The organism is Nocardia sp. NPDC019323 (assembly GCF_044389845.1).
Lineage (GTDB): Bacteria > Actinomycetota > Actinomycetes > Mycobacteriales > Mycobacteriaceae > Nocardia > Nocardia implantans.
The window spans coordinates 38400-58125 of the sequence record NZ_JBIRYN010000015.1 but is presented as its reverse complement, the minus strand read 5'-3'; the positions used below and the strand labels follow the sequence as shown (position 1 = coordinate 58125).

Annotated in this window: 22 protein-coding genes; 15 read left to right on the top strand and 7 right to left on the bottom strand. The window is 66.0% G+C overall.

Annotated features, from left to right (window positions below):
• Positions 1-94: 94 nt before the first annotated feature.
• Positions 95-643 (top strand): hypothetical protein, encoded by a 549-nt coding sequence (locus ACH49X_RS32640; protein WP_195083216.1) that lies wholly within the window; start codon positions 95-97, stop codon positions 641-643.
• 215 nt (positions 644-858) lie between these two features.
• On the opposite strand, the gene ACH49X_RS32635 is transcribed toward ACH49X_RS32640, so the two are convergent.
• Both ACH49X_RS32635 and ACH49X_RS32630 read right to left on the bottom strand, forming a co-directional pair.
• Positions 859-2637 carry an aminotransferase class V-fold PLP-dependent enzyme gene (locus tag ACH49X_RS32635; RefSeq protein WP_357296730.1) on the bottom strand — a complete coding sequence of 593 codons (1779 nt, stop codon included), beginning with the start codon at positions 2635-2637 and terminating at the stop codon, positions 859-861.
• Positions 2638-2832: 195 nt separating this feature from the next.
• Entirely contained in the window at positions 2833-3318 is a 486-nt protein-coding gene (locus ACH49X_RS32630) for a hypothetical protein (RefSeq protein ID WP_357209104.1), read from the bottom strand.
• A 952-nt stretch (positions 3319-4270) separates the two neighbouring features.
• On the opposite strand from ACH49X_RS32630, the gene ACH49X_RS32625 reads away from it, so the two are divergent.
• The 6 genes from ACH49X_RS32625 to ACH49X_RS32600 all read left to right on the top strand — a co-directional run bounded on the left by ACH49X_RS32625 (position 4271) and on the right by ACH49X_RS32600 (position 7555).
• The gene (locus tag ACH49X_RS32625; RefSeq protein ID WP_357209102.1) at positions 4271-4867 is read left to right on the top strand and encodes a cupin domain-containing protein; all 597 of its coding nucleotides are present in this window, start codon (positions 4271-4273) and stop codon (positions 4865-4867) included.
• A 95-nt stretch (positions 4868-4962) separates the two neighbouring features.
• On the top strand, positions 4963-5361 hold the full coding sequence (locus tag ACH49X_RS32620; RefSeq protein ID WP_195083218.1) for a RidA family protein: 399 nt from the start codon (positions 4963-4965) through the stop codon (positions 5359-5361).
• A 1-nt stretch (position 5362) separates the two neighbouring features.
• Positions 5363-6058: an alpha/beta fold hydrolase gene (locus ACH49X_RS32615; protein ID WP_323124712.1), complete on the top strand. Its 696-nt coding sequence runs from the start codon at positions 5363-5365 to the stop codon at positions 6056-6058.
• Between the two features lie 2 nt (positions 6059-6060).
• Positions 6061-6837, top strand: a complete 777-nt coding sequence (locus ACH49X_RS32610) for an aldolase (protein ID WP_323124713.1) — start codon at positions 6061-6063, stop codon at positions 6835-6837.
• A 109-nt stretch (positions 6838-6946) separates the two neighbouring features.
• Positions 6947-7039, top strand: coding sequence for an alpha/beta hydrolase fold domain-containing protein (locus ACH49X_RS32605; protein WP_195083221.1), 93 nt, complete (start codon positions 6947-6949; stop codon positions 7037-7039).
• A gap of 222 nt (positions 7040-7261) precedes the next feature.
• A complete protein-coding gene (locus ACH49X_RS32600) occupies positions 7262-7555 on the top strand; it encodes a hypothetical protein (RefSeq protein ID WP_323124714.1) in 294 nt (97 codons plus the stop codon).
• A gap of 325 nt (positions 7556-7880) precedes the next feature.
• On the opposite strand, the gene ACH49X_RS32595 is transcribed toward ACH49X_RS32600, so the two are convergent.
• Together ACH49X_RS32595 and ACH49X_RS32590 are read right to left on the bottom strand one after the other, a co-directional pair.
• Positions 7881-8156 carry a MafI family immunity protein gene (locus ACH49X_RS32595; RefSeq protein WP_195083222.1) on the bottom strand — a complete coding sequence of 92 codons (276 nt, stop codon included), beginning with the start codon at positions 8154-8156 and terminating at the stop codon, positions 7881-7883.
• A 302-nt stretch (positions 8157-8458) separates the two neighbouring features.
• Positions 8459-8737, bottom strand: coding sequence for a hypothetical protein (locus tag ACH49X_RS32590; protein ID WP_195083223.1), 279 nt, complete (start codon positions 8735-8737; stop codon positions 8459-8461).
• 383 nt (positions 8738-9120) lie between these two features.
• On the opposite strand from ACH49X_RS32590, the gene ACH49X_RS32585 reads away from it, so the two are divergent.
• The 4 genes from ACH49X_RS32585 to ACH49X_RS32570 all read left to right on the top strand — a co-directional run bounded on the left by ACH49X_RS32585 (position 9121) and on the right by ACH49X_RS32570 (position 12679).
• Positions 9121-9708: a hypothetical protein gene (locus tag ACH49X_RS32585; protein WP_357209099.1), complete on the top strand. Its 588-nt coding sequence runs from the start codon at positions 9121-9123 to the stop codon at positions 9706-9708.
• Between the two features lie 521 nt (positions 9709-10229).
• Complete coding sequence (locus ACH49X_RS32580; protein WP_357209097.1) at positions 10230-10607, top strand: hypothetical protein; 378 nt, start codon at positions 10230-10232, stop codon at positions 10605-10607.
• A 24-nt stretch (positions 10608-10631) separates the two neighbouring features.
• Positions 10632-11321 (top strand): response regulator transcription factor, encoded by a 690-nt coding sequence (locus tag ACH49X_RS32575; protein WP_195083226.1) that lies wholly within the window; start codon positions 10632-10634, stop codon positions 11319-11321.
• The gene (locus ACH49X_RS32570; protein WP_357209095.1) at positions 11318-12679 is read left to right on the top strand and encodes a HAMP domain-containing sensor histidine kinase; all 1362 of its coding nucleotides are present in this window, start codon (positions 11318-11320) and stop codon (positions 12677-12679) included. The genes ACH49X_RS32575 and ACH49X_RS32570 overlap by 4 nt, the downstream gene beginning before the upstream one ends.
• 344 nt (positions 12680-13023) lie before the next feature.
• Here ACH49X_RS32570 and ACH49X_RS32565 read toward each other — a convergent pair whose 3' ends face one another.
• Positions 13024-13461: an FCD domain-containing protein gene (locus tag ACH49X_RS32565; protein ID WP_357209093.1), complete on the bottom strand. Its 438-nt coding sequence runs from the start codon at positions 13459-13461 to the stop codon at positions 13024-13026.
• A 212-nt stretch (positions 13462-13673) separates the two neighbouring features.
• Here ACH49X_RS32565 and ACH49X_RS32560 point away from each other — a divergent pair, with 212 nt between their 5' ends.
• The 4 genes from ACH49X_RS32560 (at position 13674) to ACH49X_RS32545 (ending at position 18403) form a co-directional block, all read left to right on the top strand.
• Positions 13674-15353, top strand: a complete 1680-nt coding sequence (locus ACH49X_RS32560; RefSeq protein WP_357209091.1) for a tannase/feruloyl esterase family alpha/beta hydrolase — start codon at positions 13674-13676, stop codon at positions 15351-15353.
• A gap of 200 nt (positions 15354-15553) precedes the next feature.
• Positions 15554-16495: an RNA polymerase sigma factor SigJ gene (gene sigJ / locus ACH49X_RS32555; RefSeq protein WP_357209089.1), complete on the top strand. Its 942-nt coding sequence runs from the start codon at positions 15554-15556 to the stop codon at positions 16493-16495.
• A gap of 82 nt (positions 16496-16577) precedes the next feature.
• The gene (locus ACH49X_RS32550) at positions 16578-17765 is read left to right on the top strand and encodes an NAD(P)/FAD-dependent oxidoreductase (RefSeq protein WP_195083230.1); all 1188 of its coding nucleotides are present in this window, start codon (positions 16578-16580) and stop codon (positions 17763-17765) included.
• A 494-nt stretch (positions 17766-18259) separates the two neighbouring features.
• Positions 18260-18403, top strand: coding sequence for a hypothetical protein (locus tag ACH49X_RS32545; protein ID WP_357209088.1), 144 nt, complete (start codon positions 18260-18262; stop codon positions 18401-18403).
• 61 nt (positions 18404-18464) lie between these two features.
• Here the strand turns inward: ACH49X_RS32545 and ACH49X_RS32540 are convergent, their stop codons facing one another.
• Entirely contained in the window at positions 18465-18974 is a 510-nt protein-coding gene (locus ACH49X_RS32540; RefSeq protein ID WP_357209086.1) for a putative immunity protein, read from the bottom strand.
• Complete coding sequence (locus tag ACH49X_RS32535; RefSeq protein WP_357209120.1) at positions 18971-19504, bottom strand: putative immunity protein; 534 nt, start codon at positions 19502-19504, stop codon at positions 18971-18973. The genes ACH49X_RS32540 and ACH49X_RS32535 overlap by 4 nt, the downstream gene beginning before the upstream one ends.
• Positions 19505-19726: the final 222 nt, after the last annotated feature.

The following is a 19726-nucleotide window of genomic DNA, read 5'->3' as shown; positions in this document are numbered from 1 at the left end:
CAACGCCGCAGGGCGTGGGGAACCAGATCCGAGGTCGGTAGCCGGTTAATGTCTGGTCCGGACATCAGGCAAGCAGGAACGATCAAGGAGACGCATGTTCGCTCGATATCGTCTGGCCGGAGTTGTTGTTCTCGCAAGCGTGTCGCTCGGGGTGGTCGCGTTCGCCGCTCCGGGCGTCGCAGCGCCGCCCAGTAGCGCAACCGCGGCCGCCGTCATCACCTGCACCGAGCAGGGCACCGTGCACTGGGCCGGCTCGGGGTTGGGCGCGATACCGTCGAGGATCGAGTGGACGGCCACCACCCGCTTCACCGACTGTATGGGGTCTGCCGTCGACGAGGGGAAGCCGTACCCGGTGAGCATGGACGAGCAGGGCTTCGAAGTCGCCTCGTGTGATGGGAAAGTCAGCGTCCACCAGGGCACCGGGACCATCACCTGGTCCGATGGCAGCACCAGCACGATCAGCAGCGCAGCCGCGGGCAATCAGAGCAAATCCAAGGGCTCGGGTCCGGCCTTGTTCCCGATCGTGATCACATCGGGCACCTACGCGGGACATACCGCCTCCGACGACAACACCGTGAGCACCGCGCAGTCCTGCCCCGGCGTCACCGAAGCAAAGCTCACCGGCACGTTCACCGTCGACTGAACCAAGATAGGTGCGAACGTCGCCGAAGGGTGCTTCGGCGGCACACGCCACGCAGTGTCCCGCTCCGCTGCACCAAGTTTTGACGGTGCTGGATGGTTGGCTGCGCGTCTGTTTACCGCTGCGTCTCACGCAACGACTCCTCGGCGACGCTCGAACCGGGTTGGCAATCGGGCCGACTTCGAGACCGCCGGGCTCTGTAGGCGGCGGTGGCCTGATCACCCGGTCTCGGGCGACACCGCCTCGGTGTGGTGACCGCGTCCGAGGCTGTGTCGTGCGATGTTCGCGTGTTCGGCTAGCAGCGCCCACGCCGCGGCGACATGCTCGCGCCGGGTGGCAGTGCCGCCGATGGCCAGCCGAAGTGCGAATGCGCCACGAACCTTGGTGTGCGACAGGAACACTCGTCCGGTCGCGTTGACCGCATCGAGCAGTTCCCGATTCGCCGAATCGTCGCCGCGCAACCGGAAACAGATCAGCGACAGCGGATGCGGAGCCAGCACTTCGAAGCGCTCATCCGCTCCGACCCAGGAGGCGAACTGCTGGGCCAGTGCCACACTGTGCCGAATATGCTCCCGCAACCCGGCCGCGCCGTACCAGCGGATCACCGCCCACAGCTTCAACGCCCGGAACCGACGCCCCAGCGGCACCTGCCAATCCCGGTAGTCCACTACCACACCCGATTCGCTGGCGCCGTTGCGCAGGTATTCCGGCAGCACCGACAGCGCCCCGGTCAGAGCTCCGCGATCGGCGACGTAGCAGGCGTCGAAGTCCAAGGCCGTGAGCAGCCATTTGTGCGGATTGGTCGCATACGAATCGGCGAACTCGGCCACGCCGGCATGGATCCACCGCAACTCGGGGCAGATCGCCGCGACGCCCGCATACGCCGCGTCCACATGCAGCCAGGCGCCGTACTCGCGACAGACCGGGCCGATGAGTTCCACCGGATCGATCGCACCGGTAGAGGTAGTACCCACCGTCGCCATCACCAGCACGGGAGTGAACCCCGCTCGCGCGTCGTGTTCCATCGCGGCACGAAGTGCCTGCGGGTCCATCGACAGGTCGGCGCGGGTCTGGATGAAGCGCACCGCCGAGGCGCCGATACCGGTGATGCGCGCGGTCTTCTCGAAGCCGCAGTTGGCCTCGGTGGAGGTGTAGACGACGTAGCGGCCACGGTCGATACCGTCGCGTGCCACCTGCCCGCCGGAGGCCCGGTGCAACGCCGCGAGCATCGTGACCAGCATCGCGGTGGAGGCACTGTCCTGAACGACCCCGCCGCCGGTGCCGGCGAAGGTGAAGCGTTCGGGCAGGCCGATCAGCCCGGCGAGCCAATCGAGGACATGCTGTTCCAACTCGGTACAGGCCGGGCTGGTCTGCCAGAGCATCCCCTGCACACCCAATCCCGAGGCCAGCAGATCGGCCAGCGCCGCCGGACCCGACGCGCCCGTCGGGAAGTAGGCGAAGAAACCAGGATGCTGCCAATGAGTCAGCCCGGGCACGATGACGCGATCCATATCATCGAGCAGGTCGGGAAACGGCTCGCCCAATTCCGGTGGCGACGAAGGCAGTTGCGCACGCACCGCACCGGGCGGCAGCGTCGACAACACCGGCAGCGACTCCACCCGCTCCCAGTAGTCGGCCACCCAATCCACCACCGCGCGGCCGTGTTCCCGAAACTCCGCCGCGGTCATATGCCGAGGCGGCGCATCGTCGAGGGGCTGCGCGCCTGGGGCGCTGGATGCGCCCATATCCCAGTGGGTATGCAGCTCTGGAGGGGTGCTCGCCACAGGCAAAGGGTAGATGTCGGCACACCGATCAGTGCCGATGCGGCGGCAAAGCGTGTCGCTCGGACGAATCAAGCGGCGAGACCACTGCCGGAATGAGAAATGTGCCGCGCCGGGCGCCATGAATGCTTCAGTCGGTTCTTCGCTGCATGTCAGCGGCGGCCCAGTCGTCGAGCTGGCAGCTTGGGGATCTGGTAGGGGGCTCCGCCGGAACATCCAATGGAGTTGCGGTCGAGGACCTGGGGGTAGCGGTATCTGTTACCTGCGGGGTAGCGGTATCTGTATGGGTGGCTTCCAGCCGAACAGAGACCACTGACGGTCCAGCTCCGCTGATGTGCTGGCAATCCGGGTGCTGTTAACGATCGTGTCACCCGGTACCCGAAGCCCGGTTTGGCCAGGTAGCCGCCCGGGTCACTCCGGTTCGGGCGTCGGTGTGAGGTAGCGGTGCAGTGATGTCTTCGGGATACCGGTCTTGCTCGGGATCTCGCCGAGGCTGTTTCCCTGTTCACGGAGCAGCCGGGTGTAGTCGATCTTGTCGTCGGGCCAGGCGGTGGCCGGCGGAGTCGAGTCTGCGCTGTCGATGAGGTCGTTGGCTTCATCCAATGTGCTGCGGCATTGGCGGGCGTCGCCTCGTTCGGCTTGGGCCTCGGCGGCCATGTGCAGGGCGTAGACGGTCAGCAGTCGGTCTCGGGATTGGGTGGCCCACCAGTGGGCGGCTGCGGCGTGGTCGACTCCGAGTCCTGGGTCTCCGCCGCGGGTCGCAGCGAGGGAGGCGTTGCACAGCACGAGAGCGGTCAGCGCCGGGTCGGCGGCGGCGTCGGCCGCTGTGCGTGCGACTTCGTAGTGGTCGGCTGCTGCGCGCGTGTCGCCGGAGTCGTATGCCGGCCAGCCGATCACCCGCGCCAGCGAGGCTCGGATAGCGTGGAGGCGGGGTTTGAGTTTGGAGGGACAGTCCGGGAGCAGAGTTTCTACAAGTTCGGCCTGTCCGTGCCGGATCGCGGCCGACTCGAATCAGAAGCCTGCCGTCAGTTGGTAGTCGACTTCGATCACCAGCCGACCATGCGAAAACCGCAGGTCGTCCACGTTCCCATGTTCGATGTGCCCGCCGTGGGCACGACGAACAGGGGAACGGTAAACCGATCCGGGCGGACGCACCGCAAATCGTCAGATCGAATACGCACCCGCTATGACCAGGCGTTTTACAGTTGCCCATGTTCTGCGTGTCCTGCCGAGGGCACGAACCTGGGACAACGATTTCCGCAGGTCAGGACGTTTTTCGGGTCAGCATGCTCCCACGCGATGCCGCCGCAGGACGCAACCCCAGGTGAGATGTCGCAGGTTCGACTCCTGAGGTCGCGAACCTGCGAATGCACTTCGCCCGGTGGACCAAGTGATCTACAGCATGCAGGAAGCCGAGCAGCGGTCTCGCTGCCCCGTGAGTTCGCTGGCACCGTCAGCCAGCGGGGACCACATCACCGTTCCATTGACCTCACGGATTCACCGAAATTGGTGGCAGTGTGCCGGAAACAAAGAAGGGGGCCCCGAACTGCGATAATCCTGTTTGCTGAAGACAGAATTTCGTAAGTGAGGAGCACTCTCTGGTGCGGAAGTCTATCTCGCCGTAACCGGCATTGGCCTGGACGGTGACAGATCAAGATGTCGGATTCACTGAAGCTCGACGACTACGACGAGCACATCCGGACCGTCCGACTGGACGACTGCCGACGTCGGCCGAACCTCGGTCCGTCCATCCGCTTTGGCTGAAGAAGCCGGAGAGGCAGTATTTCGTAGGACACGACAGGGGCTGCTACGACCATATGGGGGGATCCGCGTTCCATAAACTGGATGCATGTCTCGTGCGAAGTCATCTCAGACCGGTCAGTCCTCGCCTGCTTGGACTGCGGGCCTGGGGCAGAAACTGCGCGCGCTGCGCGATGCCCGCAAGGTCTCGCTGGCTGCGGTCAGCGAGGTGACCGGAATCTCGGCCTCTTTTCTCTCTCTGCTCGAGCAGGGGCGCACGGATGTCAGCCTGGGACGGCTACTTCCGCTCCTCGGGTACTACGGGGTCGAGCTGTCCGATGTGCTGCCGGGTCCCGCGGAGCCGGCCGACCGTGTCGTACGTAGCGGTGCGCGTCCTGTAGCTTTCTCGGCGGCCACAGGGATCGAAGTCTTTCTCGCAACGCGGGATCGGGGAAGGACCTTCGTACCCCTGGTGGTGGAGTTCAGCGCGGATTCGACGATGAGCGATTGGTCTCGTCACGCGGGGGAAGAGTTCTTGTTCGTGCTCGAGGGCCGTCTCGAACTGGACCTGATCGGCGCTGCTCCGGTCATTCTCGACTGTGGTGACTCTCTGTTCATTGGCGAGCGGCGCGGGCATCGCCTAGCGGCGCTCGACGGGAAGCCGGCGCGGGCGCTCATCGTAACCACACGAACCGGACAGATATGACCGAACATTCGATGTGTTGACGATCACGTTCGATCTATAGGATAATCGGAGCGTCGAGTCTACAGCTGCCCTTCCCTTCGAAACGAGAAGCTCCGATGGCCATAATCCCTCTCAATCCACCAGAACTGCCCGCTCTCACCGGCGTGATATCGCACGGCGTGAAGCTCCCCGACGTCGGGTTGGTCTACACAGCGGGGCAAGTAGCCTGGGACGCGGAGGGCAATGTCGTCGGCGATGATCTGGCCGAGCAGTTCCGCAAGGCGTACGAGAACATCGACAGAGTCCTGGAGGCCGGGGGCACCTCCCGCGACAAGATCGTGAAGGAAACCATCTTTCTCCCCGGCTACACCACCGATCAAGCCGAAGCTCTGATCGGGCACCTCGTGGAAGCTCGCACAGGTCATCCAGCGCCGCCCGCCAGTACCGCGGTCGGCGTGGAGTCCCTCTACGCGGACGGCTTCCTCGTCGAAATCGAAGTTGTGGCGGTCATCTGACATGACACAAATAGTTCTGCTCCATGGGTCGTGGTTGGGTAGTTGGGCATGGTCGGAGGTGGCGTCCCGGCTGGCTGAGAACGGGCATCCTGTCCTCGCGCCGGACTTCAGCTCGAGTGGAGGTATGAATACCCACAGGGGCGAGTTGACCGGCATGATCGACTCGGGCGAGATCGAAACAGGTGCCATCCTGGTCGCCCACAGCTATGCCGGAATGCCGGCGACGGCCGCCACGGTCGACCGTCCCGGCGCGATCGCCAAGATCATCTACCTGGACGCCTATGTACCTCGCGGCGAACAGTGCGCCTTCGATATACTCCCCGATCTCAGGGCAGCTTTTGAGGCCATGGCCACCGAAGATGGTTACGTACTACCACTGCCTCTCACAGCCTTTGGCATCAGCGATCCGGAAATGGCGGCCTGGATCGAGTCCAAACTTCGCCCGTGGCCGTTGGCCACGCACACCGAAACGGCGCCCGGTGTGCCCGAATCGGTCGAGACCGCGTTCATCCAGCTTGCCGCGGGCCACTTCTTCGATGTGCTCGCGACCGAACTCGACGACGCGGGTTGGACCGTCGAACGCGCCGACTTGGCGCATCTGGCGCCGTTGACCCACCCGGCAGAGACCGCTGAGTTGCTTTTACAACACTGCCGAGAGGTCGGGACCCGACACGACTTTGTGACCGACAGGAGATGATCGTGACATCCACCGAGCCCCGAGACCTGACGACGGCGATTCGGCCCCAATTGGCTGATCAGCTCAGCGGCTTGGCATGGTCGGCCCGCGAACTGACAGCGCTGACATGTCGAATACTGGCCGCCGAGCAGCACTGCTTCGCGTTGGCGGGGCAAGTGACCAGCCGAGCGGACAACGGAAGCTTCTGGACGGTGCCGTGGAGCCCGGCCTTCGATGCCATGACGGTCAACGACGTCATTCGCGTCGATGACGACCTCAACACTCTCGAGGGTTCGGCACAACCCAATCCCGCCACCCGGTTTCATTACTGGGTGTACCGTGCACGTCCGGACGTGAACTGCATAATTCACACCCATCCACCCTATATCTCCGCGCTGTCGATGATCGGCCGTCCTCTGGTGATCTCGCATATGGACGCAACACCGCTCTATCAAGACGTGGCCTTCCTCCCCGATTGGCCAGGCGTTCCGGTCGCCGATCACGAAGGTGAGTTGATTTCCGAGGGCTTGGGCGACAAGCGGGCGATCCTGCTGGCTCATCACGGGATGCTTACCACGGGCCGCACGATCGAGGAGGCGACCGTCCTCGCGTTGATGCTCGAGCACGCCGCGAAAATGCAGGTGCGCGCCGAAGCCATCGGCGAGATCAGACCGATCCCTGAGCACTTGGCCCTGGAAGCGAAGGATTTCTTGTTGCAGCCGAGTGTCATCCAGGCCACATATCGCTCGTTCGCGGATCGTGTGTTGCGTACCGATCCCGATACACTTCGCGCAAGCTGAGACCGCAGCCCGTGGACCGAACTTGGCGGACTTCCCGCACGTGAAGAGGTTGCTGCTAGGACTGATCAGTTCGGGGGCCAGCGGTGTCGTCGTGTCGACGGAGGGTGTAATGCTCACCGCCGCCTACAACCGGCTGGCTCCCGAACACCCGTTTCCAGCAGCCTTTGATGGCGTTGCCGCGGCGACGAAATGGATTGCCTGACCTGACCACGGCTCGCCGATACCCGAGATGCAGCGGCGACAGCGCCGGCGGCGATCGCGCCGCCGCCTGTGCGGTCATGGTCCCGTCGGTACCGGTCGCGGCTGTGATGTGGGCCTTGTCTGCGGTCAACCTTCGCAGAGGCTACCCGTCGGAGACCAAATTCGGCACGGGCTCGGGGACGACAAGGGCACATACGGAGCGCTGCGCAGAGTCGCACGGCTGGTGTCCGGCCTGAGCACGCCCGACCGGCCGGAGCACCATTTCCGATACGACCCGGCCAAGTCGGACGCCTACGTGGCTACCACATTGTCCTTGCTCGGTGATCCGGCGGCGGAGTCCTACGCACAGCACGTCGTGGCGGACCTGTTGCGCTCCCCGACCGTCCGGCCGCGCCGGATCGCGTCGGCGAACGTGGACCTCGGCCTGGCCCTGGTCGCGGCCGACAAGCCGGAGGAAGCGGCGGATGTGGCCCTGGCTGCGGTGACCTCGGCGCGTCTGGTCCCGTCGAACTACTGACGTGTCTGAAGTAGTCGCGGGGATAGAGGGCCGGCGCGCACCGGACGCGGCCGTGGTGCGCGAAGCGTTCCGCGACACCTACCGGACAACGTTGCGATCCTGAGAATCAGCGACCACGCTACCGACCGAGGTGCGTTGGAGGCCGCCGGGCAGTGGCGGCTCGCGGGCGATACACCGGTCGGCTAGAGATCATCGGGTAGGGGCTTCGGACTGCCCGCCCTGGGCTTGGTTTACACCCAATCAGGATGTCTTGCTTTTCAGTAACTGGCTCAAAGCGTCGCCGCCGAGGACGACTCGGCCGCTTGGCCCCGATGGGATCACGAATTTACGCGGTCACCACGTTGAGCTCAGACAGCACGCCTTGGGGATCGTTGAGGTAGCGATATCCCTCCACTGGGAGATCGAACTGGCCGAGCACGTTCGCCACGGCATCGCGTTCCGCTTCAGTGACCGGGATCCGGCGCTTGACGAGAATGGCGCACAGCACGTCGACGAGCATCGCCCACTCACCCACGTCGCTATAGGTCCGGTAGCTGTCGACCAGGTCAGAAGGCAGGCGGTCGGCGACGCTCTCCAAAAGGTCTCGTGAGTCCTTGCTCATCTTGTTGAGCCGACGGTTACGAGCTTCAACAGCTTGCGGGTCTCGCTGACACTTTCGCGCTTCTCGTGCCGCCCTGTCCGAATTCATCGCTCTTTCAGCCTATTTGATCGGATCACTGTTTGCGTCGTTCCTGACTACAACCGCCGCCCAACATCCAGGCGACTGCCACGGGGAACATCGGCAGGACTTCCCCAGAGCCCGGGAGCCGATCGAGCGCGCTGGACGGCTTGCGGTTCCACCGCAGCGAGGGCGGCGCGCCGGCTCCTGCCACCGAGTGAGCACCCCCCACCGAACCAGGCTGGTCAAACGCGCATCGAGCGCGAAGAATCCTCGTGCAACAGCCGATCGGCCACCTCCTGTCCGGCACGCTCACTCACCCACGCCTGCAATCGGGTAGCGATCTCATCGAACGACATCCCGGTCAGACTGGTGTCCTGTGCCTCGACCAGCACATCGACGATCGCGCAGTACTGCGCGGCGAACCGAGACACCAAGTAGGCAGGCACCAATTCCTGACCCGGCAGATAAGCGGCCCACGGATCAATTCCCGTCGATTCGACCAGCTCATCCCCGTCACCCACCGGCCCAGGATAGTCCGGCGTGCCACGCCGGACGCAAGACCCACGAGCACCTCGATTCTCGTTGGGGGCGACAGCGCCGGTTCCCCGCCTTTGCTCTGTCGATCAGGCATGGCGGCGGCCCTCCCTTCCACAGTCCCGTGGACTGTGAATACCGCTACGGCACGGTGGCGATTCACCCGGACCAGGGCCACGGTGCCAACGCGCGATCCCACCGACTGCCTCACGTCGGTTTACCGCTCGTGGGAACTGACAAAACCAACCAAGTCAGTCAGGATGAGCGAGCCGCCGACTCTCTACCGCAGCGCTGGACGTCGAATGAACATCAACTGCGTCAGCGATATTCGTAACGGCTGACCTAGCGATGATTCGCCATCACCTCGACGATGTTCGCGCTCATACGGCTGGATGAGAGCCTGCGGCAACTGTTCCGGATGGAAACATCGCTTGTCTATTCGAAGGAGACTTCTGTGTTCGAACGAATTCGACTGCTGACCCTTACCGCGACAGCCGGTTGCGCCGCAGCCGCCGCGGTCGCGTTGGGGGCCGCGCCGGCCACCGCCGAAACCGTCGACCCGTCGCCGTATGTCGTCGGCGACAGCGTGTATTTCAACGCCAACGGGCTCAACTGCTCCATCGGCCCGGACGGATCGGCCGGATGTGATGTCGCACCGCCCCAGGCGGTGATGTGGGTGTCGTTCAATGGGGCCCGCGGCCAGGGTATTCCGTGGCCATACGTGCCCGCGATCGTGGTCGACCACTCGGGCATGCCCGCGCACCCCGACTGGTCGGGGGGCAACAAGCACACGCTGCCCGGCGGCAATCCGGCATTGGTGGGCGCGCCGTTCAATCCGCCGACCATAACGTGGGGCGGCACCAATTGTTTCGCCACCTACTCGTTGCAGATGGGCTGCTCCGCCGAGGGCGGCGCGCACGGCTTCTACGCGGGCGGGGGGCAAAGCAACGGCTTCTGACCGCCGTCGTCGCACGCGCCGCCGCGGGCCGGCCAGGCGGCGCGTGCTCCGCTGTCGCGCAGCGAGGTGATCGTTCGAGCGGCGACCGAACTCGCTTCCTTGTGGGTGAAAGCGCACTTTCGAGCTGTTACGTGATCGCGACGTGCCCGGGTCCTTCCGACTCGAACGCAGTTCGGCAGCGTGCGGCGCGTCCATACGCGGAATGGACGCGGTCAGCAACAGTCGGCTGCTCGTCCATGTTCGCCTGCGAATCGTCGAGGGCGGCGGCCCGCACGGCGGCGCCGCTTCGGCGATGTCGTCGCAGCTGCGCGCGGCCGGACTGGATGTGTCGACGCGGGATCTTCGGCTTCACCGCCGAGAACATCGCGCGGCGCATCACCGGGCGGCTCGCCGGACGCGCCTGAGTGTTTCTATCGATTTCCTAACCGTTACCGAACGGTCCCCCAGCACTGCGCTCATAACGTCGACGGCGTTCGACAGATCGGACGAATCATCGTCCCCCGAGCGAAGGAGTTGTGCCCATGTCGTTGTTCACCGTTCGCCGCCTCACCACCGCCCTCGCGGGCAGCGCCGCCGTCATGGCGCTGGCGCTGCCCGCCGTGGCCGGCGCCGAACCCGCTCCGGGCCCGCCCGCGCGCCCGCAGATCGAGGTGGGCCCCGACGGGCAGCGTTTCGTGATCGGCCCCGAGGGACAGCGGATCGTGATCGGCCCCGACGGCCGAGGCGAGTTCAACGGCCCCGACGGACGCCGCGTGGTCATCGTCACCCCCGGCGACGGCGCGCCCGGCGACGGCGGCCCGTGCGAGGCCGCCCCCGGTGAGGACCCCGGCCAGATCCACGTCGAGCGCGACGACGTCGACGGCGCGGGCCACCACGTCATCATCTGCTCCCGTCGCTGATCCGTTCGTCGCTATCGTCGAATCGTGACGAGCAGTCGAGTACTGGTGGTCGACGACGACGCCCGCGTGCTCACCTCGGTGGCACGCGGGCTGCGGCTGTCGGGCTTCGAGGTGGACACCGCCGTGGACGGGGCTACCGCGCTGGCCGCCATCGCCGCCGACACCCCAGCGGCCATGGTCCTGGATCTGAACATGCCTCGCCTGGACGGGGTTCAGGTCGTCACAGCCCTGCGCGCCCTCGGCAACGACATCCCCATCTGCGTACTCAGCGCGCGTTCAGAGGTCGTCGACCGGATCGGCGCGCTCGAGGCGGGCGCCGACGACTACCTCACCAAACCCTTCGACCTGGGCGAGCTCGCCGCCCGCCTGCGCGCCCTGCTGCGCCGCGTCCCCGCGCCGACCGCCGACCCCGGCCGCACCGTCGTCGGCCCGCTGACCATCCTGCCCGCCGCCCGCCGCGCCTACCTCGACGACCGGCCCTTGGATCTCACCAAACGCGAGTTCGACCTGCTGGCCGCCCTCGCCGACGCCCCCGGCCAGGTCCTGAGCCGCACTCAGCTTCTGGATCGCGTCTGGGGCTACGACTTTCGAACCCAAACCAAGGTCGTGGACGTCTTCGTGGCCTACCTCCGCCGCAAGTTGGAAGCCACCGGTGGCCCCCGCCTCATCCACACCGTTCGCGGCATCGGCTTCGTCCTGCGGGTGGAACGATGAAACGTCCTGTGTCCCTGTGCACCCGGGTGGCCTTGGCCAGCGCCACCGCCGCCACTCTCGTCGCCGCCGCCATGTGCGCGACCTTCTTCGCCCTTGCCCCCTCGGGCACCGAACAGCAGGTGGACAAGGCCGTGCGCTCGCTGCGCATCACCGCCGTCACTCCCACCGAACCGAATTCCCCCGTACCGCTTCTGGATTCGATTCCCCCACCGCCTCCGATGATCTCGGAAGCGCCGAATCCCCCTACACGCGACACGAATTCGACACCAGGATCGTCCGGCGCACGCCCCTCGATCGGCCGCTACCTCTTCCTGACCCAGCGCGCCGACGACGCCGGCCCGGACTCCCACCTCACCTGGGACGTCCCCACCCAGGTGGCCCCCGGCAGCACCGTCCTGGTCGCCGCGAGCGTCCCCCAGCAGACCCTCGCTCAGACCGTCGCCGATCAGCGCAACCGCATCCTCGCGGTCGGCGCGGCGGCGATCGCCATCGCGGCGGGACTAGGCTGGTTCTTCGCCCACCGCGCGGTCCTCCCGCTCCGCAAACTGACCACTGCCACCGCCAATGTGGGAACTCGGCTGTCCCTCGACGTTCCGCCCGCCCACGGCACCACCGAGACCGCCGAACTCACCGCGGCCATGAACCGCATGCTCGACCGCATCGCGGAGGAACGCCACCATACCGCCGACGCGCTGGCCGCCGCACGCGACTTCGCCGCCACCTCGGCCCACGAGTTGCGTACCCCGCTCACCTCCATGCGCACCGATCTGCAAGTCCTGCGCACCATGGACCTCCCTGAAGCCGACCGTCACGAGATCCTCGACGACATCCTCACCACCCAACGCTCCGTCGAGGACACCTTGATGGCCTTGGAACGCCTGGCCCTGGGTCAACTTGCCACAGCCGACGATTTCGATGACGTCGATCTCGACGACCTCATCGACCAGATCGTCGAGGACGCCCACCGCACCCACCCCGACATCACCGTGGACTCCACCGTCACCGAACCCCTGCGCATCCGCGGCCTCGCCGCGGGCTTGCGCAGCATCCTCGAGAATGCCGTCACCAACTCCGTCCGCCACGGCCACGCCATCCGCGTCGATATCAACGCCCGCCGCGACGGCGACCGCATCGAACTCACCGTCGACGACAATGGCACCGGCATCCCCGAACGTGACCGCGAGCGCCTCTTCGACCGCTTCACCCGCGGTGACACCACCGCCTCTGGCAGCGGCCTCGGCCTCGCCCTGGTCGCCCAGCAGGCCGGATTGCACGGCGGCACGGCGCAACTCACCGACAGCCCGCTCGGCGGCACCCGCCTGTGGGTCACCTTGCGAGACACACCACGCGATTTCTGACACAGGTTACAGTTTCTGGCTTGCCTTCGGCGCAGAGGGCTACGCCGTGGCCGGCATAGCTTTCCTGGAGCGGTGACCGGCTCCGTTCGGTCGCCGCCGATCAGGCCACTAGGCGCTGGCCAGCGGGCCGGTCGACAACGAAAGCCGACCCGAAGTGTGTCAGAGGTTTCGACACCGGCACCTTGGACCGGCCAGTCGCATCAGTCGGTAGTGCGAACGGCGCTTCAGCAACGTGCGGGATAGATCACCTCCGCACCCAACGCGAGGTTCTGTCTGCAAAATTGTTGACAATCGTATGGACAGGTGAGAGAGTGTGTCGGATCCCGAATAAGCGATGACCCGCGTCATCGGTCGATATGGCCGGTGATCACGCTGCCGAGGTGGCCGCGCATGGCCTGCTCGGCGCCTGCCTGTTGATGGGCGGTTACTGCATCGATGATCGCTGAATTTTCCTCGAGCGAGATTTGCGGCCGTCCCGACCGGAGGGAGAGTCGAAGCTGATACCGCACCACCTGAGTGCCGAGGCGACCGATCAGAGCTACGATCTCATGCCGAGCCGCGACCTCGGCCAGTACGCCGTGCAGTTCACCACCCGTACGCGAGCGGCCCGGTTCGCAATCCCCTCGGCGATCAACTCGTCGATGGCCGCTCGCGCACTCCGCGGGGACCCGACCTGCGGCGGTCACACCCGGCCTGTCGGACTGGTCGGTGAGATTGCCGCCTCGATCAATGCCGGTCAGCTCATCTGGGCTTTCTTCCGAGATCCCCGACTTCCCGACCACTTCGGGTCATGACCAACTCAGCGGACTCCGGCATCACCAAGAACCGGCGGTCCGGTTCGCCCCTTCAGAAAGGCAGGCACGTGCAGGCCCTCCGGCGACTACGACAGGCGACCGTCCGAACACTCATTCCGGCGGTCGCGGTACTGATGGCCATCAGCTGTTCGAGCTCCGACAGTGGTGATTCCAGTCCGGCCGCCCCCTCGTTGCCGGCGGTGCAACGGTTGACCGACGACGCACAGCTACCCGTGGTCGCGCCGAAACTGGCCTGCGCCGACCTGACAGGTCGCGACTTCGGCCAGCTCGGCGAAGACGCCCATGCGTCGATCAAGTCGGCCACGGTCGTTGCCGAAAGCGATCAGAACCAGTACGAGTACTGCGATGTCACCGGCTTCGTGAATCCCCAGATCCAATTCGAACTACGCCTGCCCACCACCACCTACCGCGGCCGCTACCTCCAGCAAGGCTGCGGAGGCTACTGCGGCATGGTCGATCTCGGCGGAGGACCGCCCGCGAGCACGGGCTGCGCACCGGTCACCGACGGAACCCTGGCCATCGGTACCGACAACCAAGGCCACACCGACACCGGCGGCGCCGAAGTATGGGCGACCGATCCGCAACTGAAGGTCGACTTCGGATACCGCTCGGAGCACGTGTTCTCCCTGGCCGCCAAGGCTATCATCGCCGCGTTCTACGGCAGTGCGCCGCGCTACAACTACTACGACGGCTGCTCCGACGGTGGCCGCCAGGCGCTCATGGAAGCCCAGCGCTTCCCCGGGGACTTCGACGGAATCCTCGCTGGTGCCCCGGCTTTCAACCAGACGGCATTGAACGGCTTCGAAGAAGCATATTTGTCCACCGTCGATTTCCGCGCCGACGGCTCGGTCATTCTGCCGGCGTCGAAGATCGACACGCTGCACACCGCGGTGATCAAAGCTTGCGCCGATCCCGGCTTGAACGACGGCACCATCCAAGACCCCCGCACTTGCACCTTCGATCCCGCAAGCCTCAGCTGTCCTGCCGGACGAGACAATTCCGATTGCCTGACCGCTGAACAGGTCGATGTCGTCCGCAAGATCTACACCGGCGTGGTAGCTCCCGACGGCACCCACCTCTACCCCGGCGGCGAACCCATCGGCTCCGAACCACAGTGGATCGGCCTGATCGTCCCACCCGAGGGCAAGGGACGTGAAGCGACCTTCATGTACAAGATCGGCGCCGGATTCCTGCGCTGGGTCGGCGCGTGGGAACCCGATCCTTCCCACCCGGTCGACGCCTCGGTATTCACCGCCGACAACCTGAAGAACTACGTCGACTCCGTCGGCGGTATCTACGACGCGACCGACCCCGACCTACGCCCGTTCTTCAGCCGGGGCGGCAAACTCATCCACTGGCACGGCTGGTCCGACGGCTTCATCCCCCCGCAAGGGTCCATCGCCTATCGTCAGGCCGTTATCGACACTGTCGGGCAACCGATGGCCGATGACTCCTACCGGCTCTACATGTTCCCCGGGATGTTCCACTGCGGCGGCGGCTACGGACCGGTCAACTTCGACCTCCTGACACCCCTACTGAAATGGACCGAACGAGGCACCGGACCCGAAGCCGTCATCGCGGAGAAATACTCCGGCGACGGCGCGGGCACCAACGCGATGACCGGCGCGGTAGAAGCACCGACTGCCCACACAGTCGAATACAGCCGCCCGGTCTACCCCTACCCGCAGCAGATCGCTTACAGCGGCACCGGGGACACCGAAGCGGCAGGCAATTACACACCCCACACTCCGGCACCGACCGACGATCACTACCAGTGGGCCGGTTCCTTCCGCAGCGGCTATCAGCAATGGTGCACCAGCGACGGTGAACAACTCACGTGCACCCGACACAAACCGTGATCACCCCGGCTTCCGGCACGGCGCGGCAACTGGCTGGCCGTGCAGAGGCTCCGGCTGGCGTACTACAGCGGTGAGGTCACAGATGTCGGAGTACGAAATTTCCGGTAGTGGCCGCCACGTGCGCGTGGACCCATGAACAGCCAGGCCGGGGAACCGTTACCGCTGGACACACACGGTGCACATGGCTGACGATGGCCAACATGTTGCTCACGCGCGAGGCCGATCTGTTCGAAAGCTCCAGGGGTCGCCTGGAAGCGATCGCCTACCGCTTGCTGGGCTCGGCCAGCGACGCCGAGGACGTGGTGCAGGAGACCTATCTGCGCTGGCAGGCCGCCGACCGTGCATACGTCGAGTCGCCCGATGCGTGGCTGACCAAGGTGCTCACCAATCTGTGCCTCAACCAGCTCACCTCGGCCCGCGCGCGCCGGGAAACCTATGTGGGGGAATGGCTGCCGGAGCCGCTGCTGGCCGGCGACCCGATGCTGGGCCCGGCCGACACCGTCGAACAGCGTGAATCGGTGTCGATCGCGATGCTCACGCTCATGGAACGGCTCACCGCCAAGGAACGCGTGGTGTATGTACTCCGCGAGGCCTTCGGCTACGCGCACCACGAGATCGCCGACCTGCTCGACATCACCGAATCCAATTGCCAGCAGGTCTATCGCCGCGCCAAACAGCACCTGGCCGTGGAACGGGCGCGCATCGAGGTGGACGAGGCCGCCGCCCGCCGGATCGTGGAGGAATTCCTGGCCGCCGCGGTCAGCGGCCGGACCGACGAACTGGTGCGGTTACTCACCGATGACGCCACGATCATCGGTGACGGCGGAACCTTCTTCGCCACCTTGAACCGGCCGCTCGTCGGCGCCGAGCGGATCGCGATGTTCGTGCGGCTGGCCATCAAACCTACGGGCGCCAAGTGGGACAAGCTCGGCGGCAAGCCCACGCCCTACGCCGCGATCGTCAATGGCAGGCCCGCGCTGGTCCTGGTTGCCGAGGATCGCATCGTCGGCGTCGTGGTGCTGGAGGTGACCGCCGACGGCATCGCCGCCATGCACGCCCACGTCAACCCCGACAAGCTGGCGTTCGCCAATCGCCAGTGGGCCACCTACGCACCGGGAGCGCCCCTGCCCGATTTGTGGTGACCCACATCACACTCTGCTCCTGTCAGCATTCGTGCGGCTGTCCGGTTCAAGTTCCGAACCCACCGAGACAGGAGGCAACATCATGAAGCACCGCATCGTCGTCCTCGGAGCCGGGTACGCCGGAGCCACCACCGCCGGCCGCCTGGCCAAGCGACTGCGCCGCGACGACGTCCAGATCACCCTGGTGAACGCCGATCCCGACTTCGTCGAACGGGTGCGCCTGCACCAACTCGCAGCCGGGCAGGACCTGCCGGTTCGTCCACTGCGCAAGATGTTCGCCGGCACCGGCGTCGAAGTGCGCATCGCATGGGTGGATTCGCTCGACGTGGACCGCAAGACCGTCGCACTGGTCGGCGATCAAGGGGCCGAGACCCTCGCCTACGACACACTCGTCTACGCCCTCGGCAGCACCGTCGCCGATTACGGCGTGCCCGGCGTGGTCGAGCACGCTCACCATGTGGCGAGCAAGCAGGCCGCGCTTCGGCTGCGGGAACGCCTGAGCCAACTGCGAACGGGCGAGACCGTGCTGATCGTGGGTGGTGGCCTGACCAGTATCGAGGCCGCCACCGAGATCGCCGAGGCGCGCCCGGATCTGAAGGTCGCGATGGCCGCGCGCGGTGGCGTCGGCGACTGGCTCGACGAGAAGGCGCAGAGCCACCTGCGCGACGCGTTCGAACGGTTGGGCATCACCGTCCACGAGCACACGGACGTCGTCAGGGTCACCGAAGATGGCGTGACCACCCGATCGGGAGCGGAGATCCCCGCTCAGCTGACCGTCTGGACAGCGGGCTTCGCCGTCCACCCGATCGCGGCCGCCAGCACGCTCACCGTTTCCGAGGCCGGACGGATCGTGGTCGACGCTACCCAGCGCTCGGTCTCGCATCCGGATGTCTACGCCGTCGGCGACGCCGCGCACGCCGCGGGAGTGGGCGGCAAGACGTTGCGCATGGGCTGCGCCACCGCCTCCCCGATGGCCTGGCTCGGCGCCGACGCCATTGCCGCTCGGCTGACCGGACGTGCGGTTCCCGATGCCCCCATCGGCTACAACAGCCAGTGCATCAGCCTCGGCCGCCGCGATGCCATCGTGCAGAAGGTGACCAAGGAGGATCAGCCGACCGCCAAGGTCGACGTGGGTCGCAAGGCCGCGCGCATCAAGGAGCTGATCTGCTCGGGCGCGGCTTGGTCCGTGAGGCACCCGACCCTGCTGGCGCCGAGCCGACGTCGCCGGATCGTCGCGACAGGTGCGGAGGCTCCGGTCGCGACCGTCTGACCGCGGGTGAAATCGGCACAGGTCCGCCCCGGCCGAAGGAGGCCGGGGCGGACCTGGATACGACGATGGTGGGATGGCCCGTTCCGGGCATACACCGCCGTCTGACGGAAGTCGCACGGCCCGTAGATTTTCCGATTGCTATGCCGACCAGTACAGATCCTCGCGGTAGGCGGCATGACCGGACGTAGTCTGCGATGGCCTACCCAGCGTCTCTGTCGACGTTATGTGCCTGCGATTCGGCCGACGAGGTGACCGGCAGTCCGCCCTGGAGTCCGGCACCCCTGGATAGTCGGGTAGCTCGACGCCGTTGATCGCGCGCTCGATCAACTCGGTGATGCGCCGGTGAAATCGGGGCTCGGCTCGGTGTGCGGTCCGGGGACGTCGCGGCTGGAGCAGTCCTACGCGACTGTCTCTACAGGCCGTCGGCTCCGACCCGGACACCGTTGCCGCGGTACTCGCCACTCAGAAGCGCATCGTCGCCGACCTAGGCGCGCGTGTCAGCGGCCGCAGACCGTCCTGCCCCCGGCCACAGTTCCGCAGACGTTTTCGACACCGGCACCTTGGATCGGCTGCGCAAGCTCGAGCAGGCCCGCGACCCGCAGGGCGTCTTCCGCGCCAGCTTCCCGATTTCGGGCTGAACCTTCGGCTTCGAAATCGAGGTAAGGCCAATCCCCGCACGAGGCGCAGTTGCCGCGAGACTCAGTCGGAGAAGACCGACCAGCAGATGCTGTCGCGCCGGGTCTGGTCTTCGATGACGAGGCTGCGGATGGAGTCTGGAAGCTGGGCGCGCTGCCAGTCGCGCTCGATCCGGCCCGCCTGGGGATTGTCGGGGTGAGCGCTTCGAACGGCTTTGATCGCGTAGGCGGCGGCGCCGAGGTCGTGTTCGGCGACATGTCCGACGCATGCGGCTTGTCCGGCGGCGTAGGCGGCGAATCGGGCCTCGCCGGTCAGTGGGCGGGCGGCGCCCATCGCGTGTCCGCCCGCCGCGCGGGCACGCATCATCGGCATGTCGCCTCGCGCCCACGCTCTGGCTGCGGCGATGGCGTCCCGTGGGCGTGGATCGTCGGGCTGTTCGTGCTCGAAATAGCCGAGAACATGCTCGGCGCACGCTGCGGCCCACAGCGCGAGCAACTGATGGTCGGCATCGGTCAGCAAGCCACCTCGACGAATCGTCACCATCCGGGGATCTCGGACCTTCGGCAGGATCATCGCCCCTCCGACTGTCGCATCGGCGGGGTGCACGGCTGGTCCCGCAGACGGTTGTCGAGTTCGTGCACGAGCCGGCTGACCCGGTTCGTGCCCGCGCCGATCCTCGGATAGCGGCGCAGGACGTCGATCAACAGTGGCGTCGCGAGGCCAACGACGCACTCCATCGGGTCGCCACCGTGTTCGTCGCCGGAGCGCAGCTCGAACACCCGGATGGCGTGCGCAGATGCCCTCAGGATGTGGTTGACCTGAGCGGCATCTGCCAGCGGATGCAGATAGGCCGACGCGGCGGCATCACCCGCGGCCATCGCGGCGTGAAACGGTACGGGCCCCGCCGCTTCTCTCCCAGCACGGTGAGCGGCAGTCGCCGTCACACGCTGAGCGCGAGAGCGGCGGTCTCCGCGGACGAACGCAGCCGCGGCGGCGAGCGCGTCGCGGGGCCTGCTGTCGTCGGGGTGACTCGCCTCGAACAGCGGCAGTACCTGCTCCGCCGAGGTCACGGCAAAAGCCGTTACTGCCCTGATCTCATCCATCGTCAACGCGAAGTCCGGAATACGAGGCTTACGCTGGAGGGGAGGCTCTGACTGAACATTCACACCCCCTGATCGTAACTTTGAACATTCGATTGAACGTTGGGGTCGTATAGCCGGTGAATGCGAGCGAAAACCCTCAAAGTGGTCGCAGCCGCCGCGGAATGACCGGGCAGTCGGGACGAGCATCCCCCACACTCGAGACGATCCCGGAACACTCCTCTC

What these genes read in the sequence shown, in the direction of transcription:
- ACH49X_RS32540 (WP_357209086.1), bottom strand. Translation starts at nt 18,974, where the DNA reads ATGATCCTGCCGAAGGTCCGAGATCCCCGGATGGTGACGATTCGTCGA.
- ACH49X_RS32550 (WP_195083230.1), top strand. Translation starts at nt 16,578, where the DNA reads ATGAAGCACCGCATCGTCGTCCTCGGAGCCGGGTACGCCGGAGCCACC.
- ACH49X_RS32625 (WP_357209102.1), top strand. Translation starts at nt 4,271, where the DNA reads ATGTCTCGTGCGAAGTCATCTCAGACCGGTCAGTCCTCGCCTGCTTGG.
- ACH49X_RS32585 (WP_357209099.1), top strand. Translation starts at nt 9,121, where the DNA reads ATGTTCGCGCTCATACGGCTGGATGAGAGCCTGCGGCAACTGTTCCGG.
- ACH49X_RS32605 (WP_195083221.1), top strand. Translation starts at nt 6,947, where the DNA reads ATGCTCACCGCCGCCTACAACCGGCTGGCTCCCGAACACCCGTTTCCA.
- ACH49X_RS32640 (WP_195083216.1), top strand. Translation starts at nt 95, where the DNA reads ATGTTCGCTCGATATCGTCTGGCCGGAGTTGTTGTTCTCGCAAGCGTG.
- ACH49X_RS32580 (WP_357209097.1), top strand. Translation starts at nt 10,230, where the DNA reads ATGTCGTTGTTCACCGTTCGCCGCCTCACCACCGCCCTCGCGGGCAGC.
- ACH49X_RS32535 (WP_357209120.1), bottom strand. Translation starts at nt 19,504, where the DNA reads ATGGATGAGATCAGGGCAGTAACGGCTTTTGCCGTGACCTCGGCGGAG.
- ACH49X_RS32635 (WP_357296730.1), bottom strand. Translation starts at nt 2,637, where the DNA reads ATGTTCCGGCGGAGCCCCCTACCAGATCCCCAAGCTGCCAGCTCGACG.
- sigJ (WP_357209089.1), top strand. Translation starts at nt 15,554, where the DNA reads ATGTTGCTCACGCGCGAGGCCGATCTGTTCGAAAGCTCCAGGGGTCGC.
- ACH49X_RS32620 (WP_195083218.1), top strand. Translation starts at nt 4,963, where the DNA reads ATGGCCATAATCCCTCTCAATCCACCAGAACTGCCCGCTCTCACCGGC.
- ACH49X_RS32615 (WP_323124712.1), top strand. Translation starts at nt 5,363, where the DNA reads ATGACACAAATAGTTCTGCTCCATGGGTCGTGGTTGGGTAGTTGGGCA.
- ACH49X_RS32570 (WP_357209095.1), top strand. Translation starts at nt 11,318, where the DNA reads ATGAAACGTCCTGTGTCCCTGTGCACCCGGGTGGCCTTGGCCAGCGCC.
- ACH49X_RS32595 (WP_195083222.1), bottom strand. Translation starts at nt 8,156, where the DNA reads ATGAGCAAGGACTCACGAGACCTTTTGGAGAGCGTCGCCGACCGCCTG.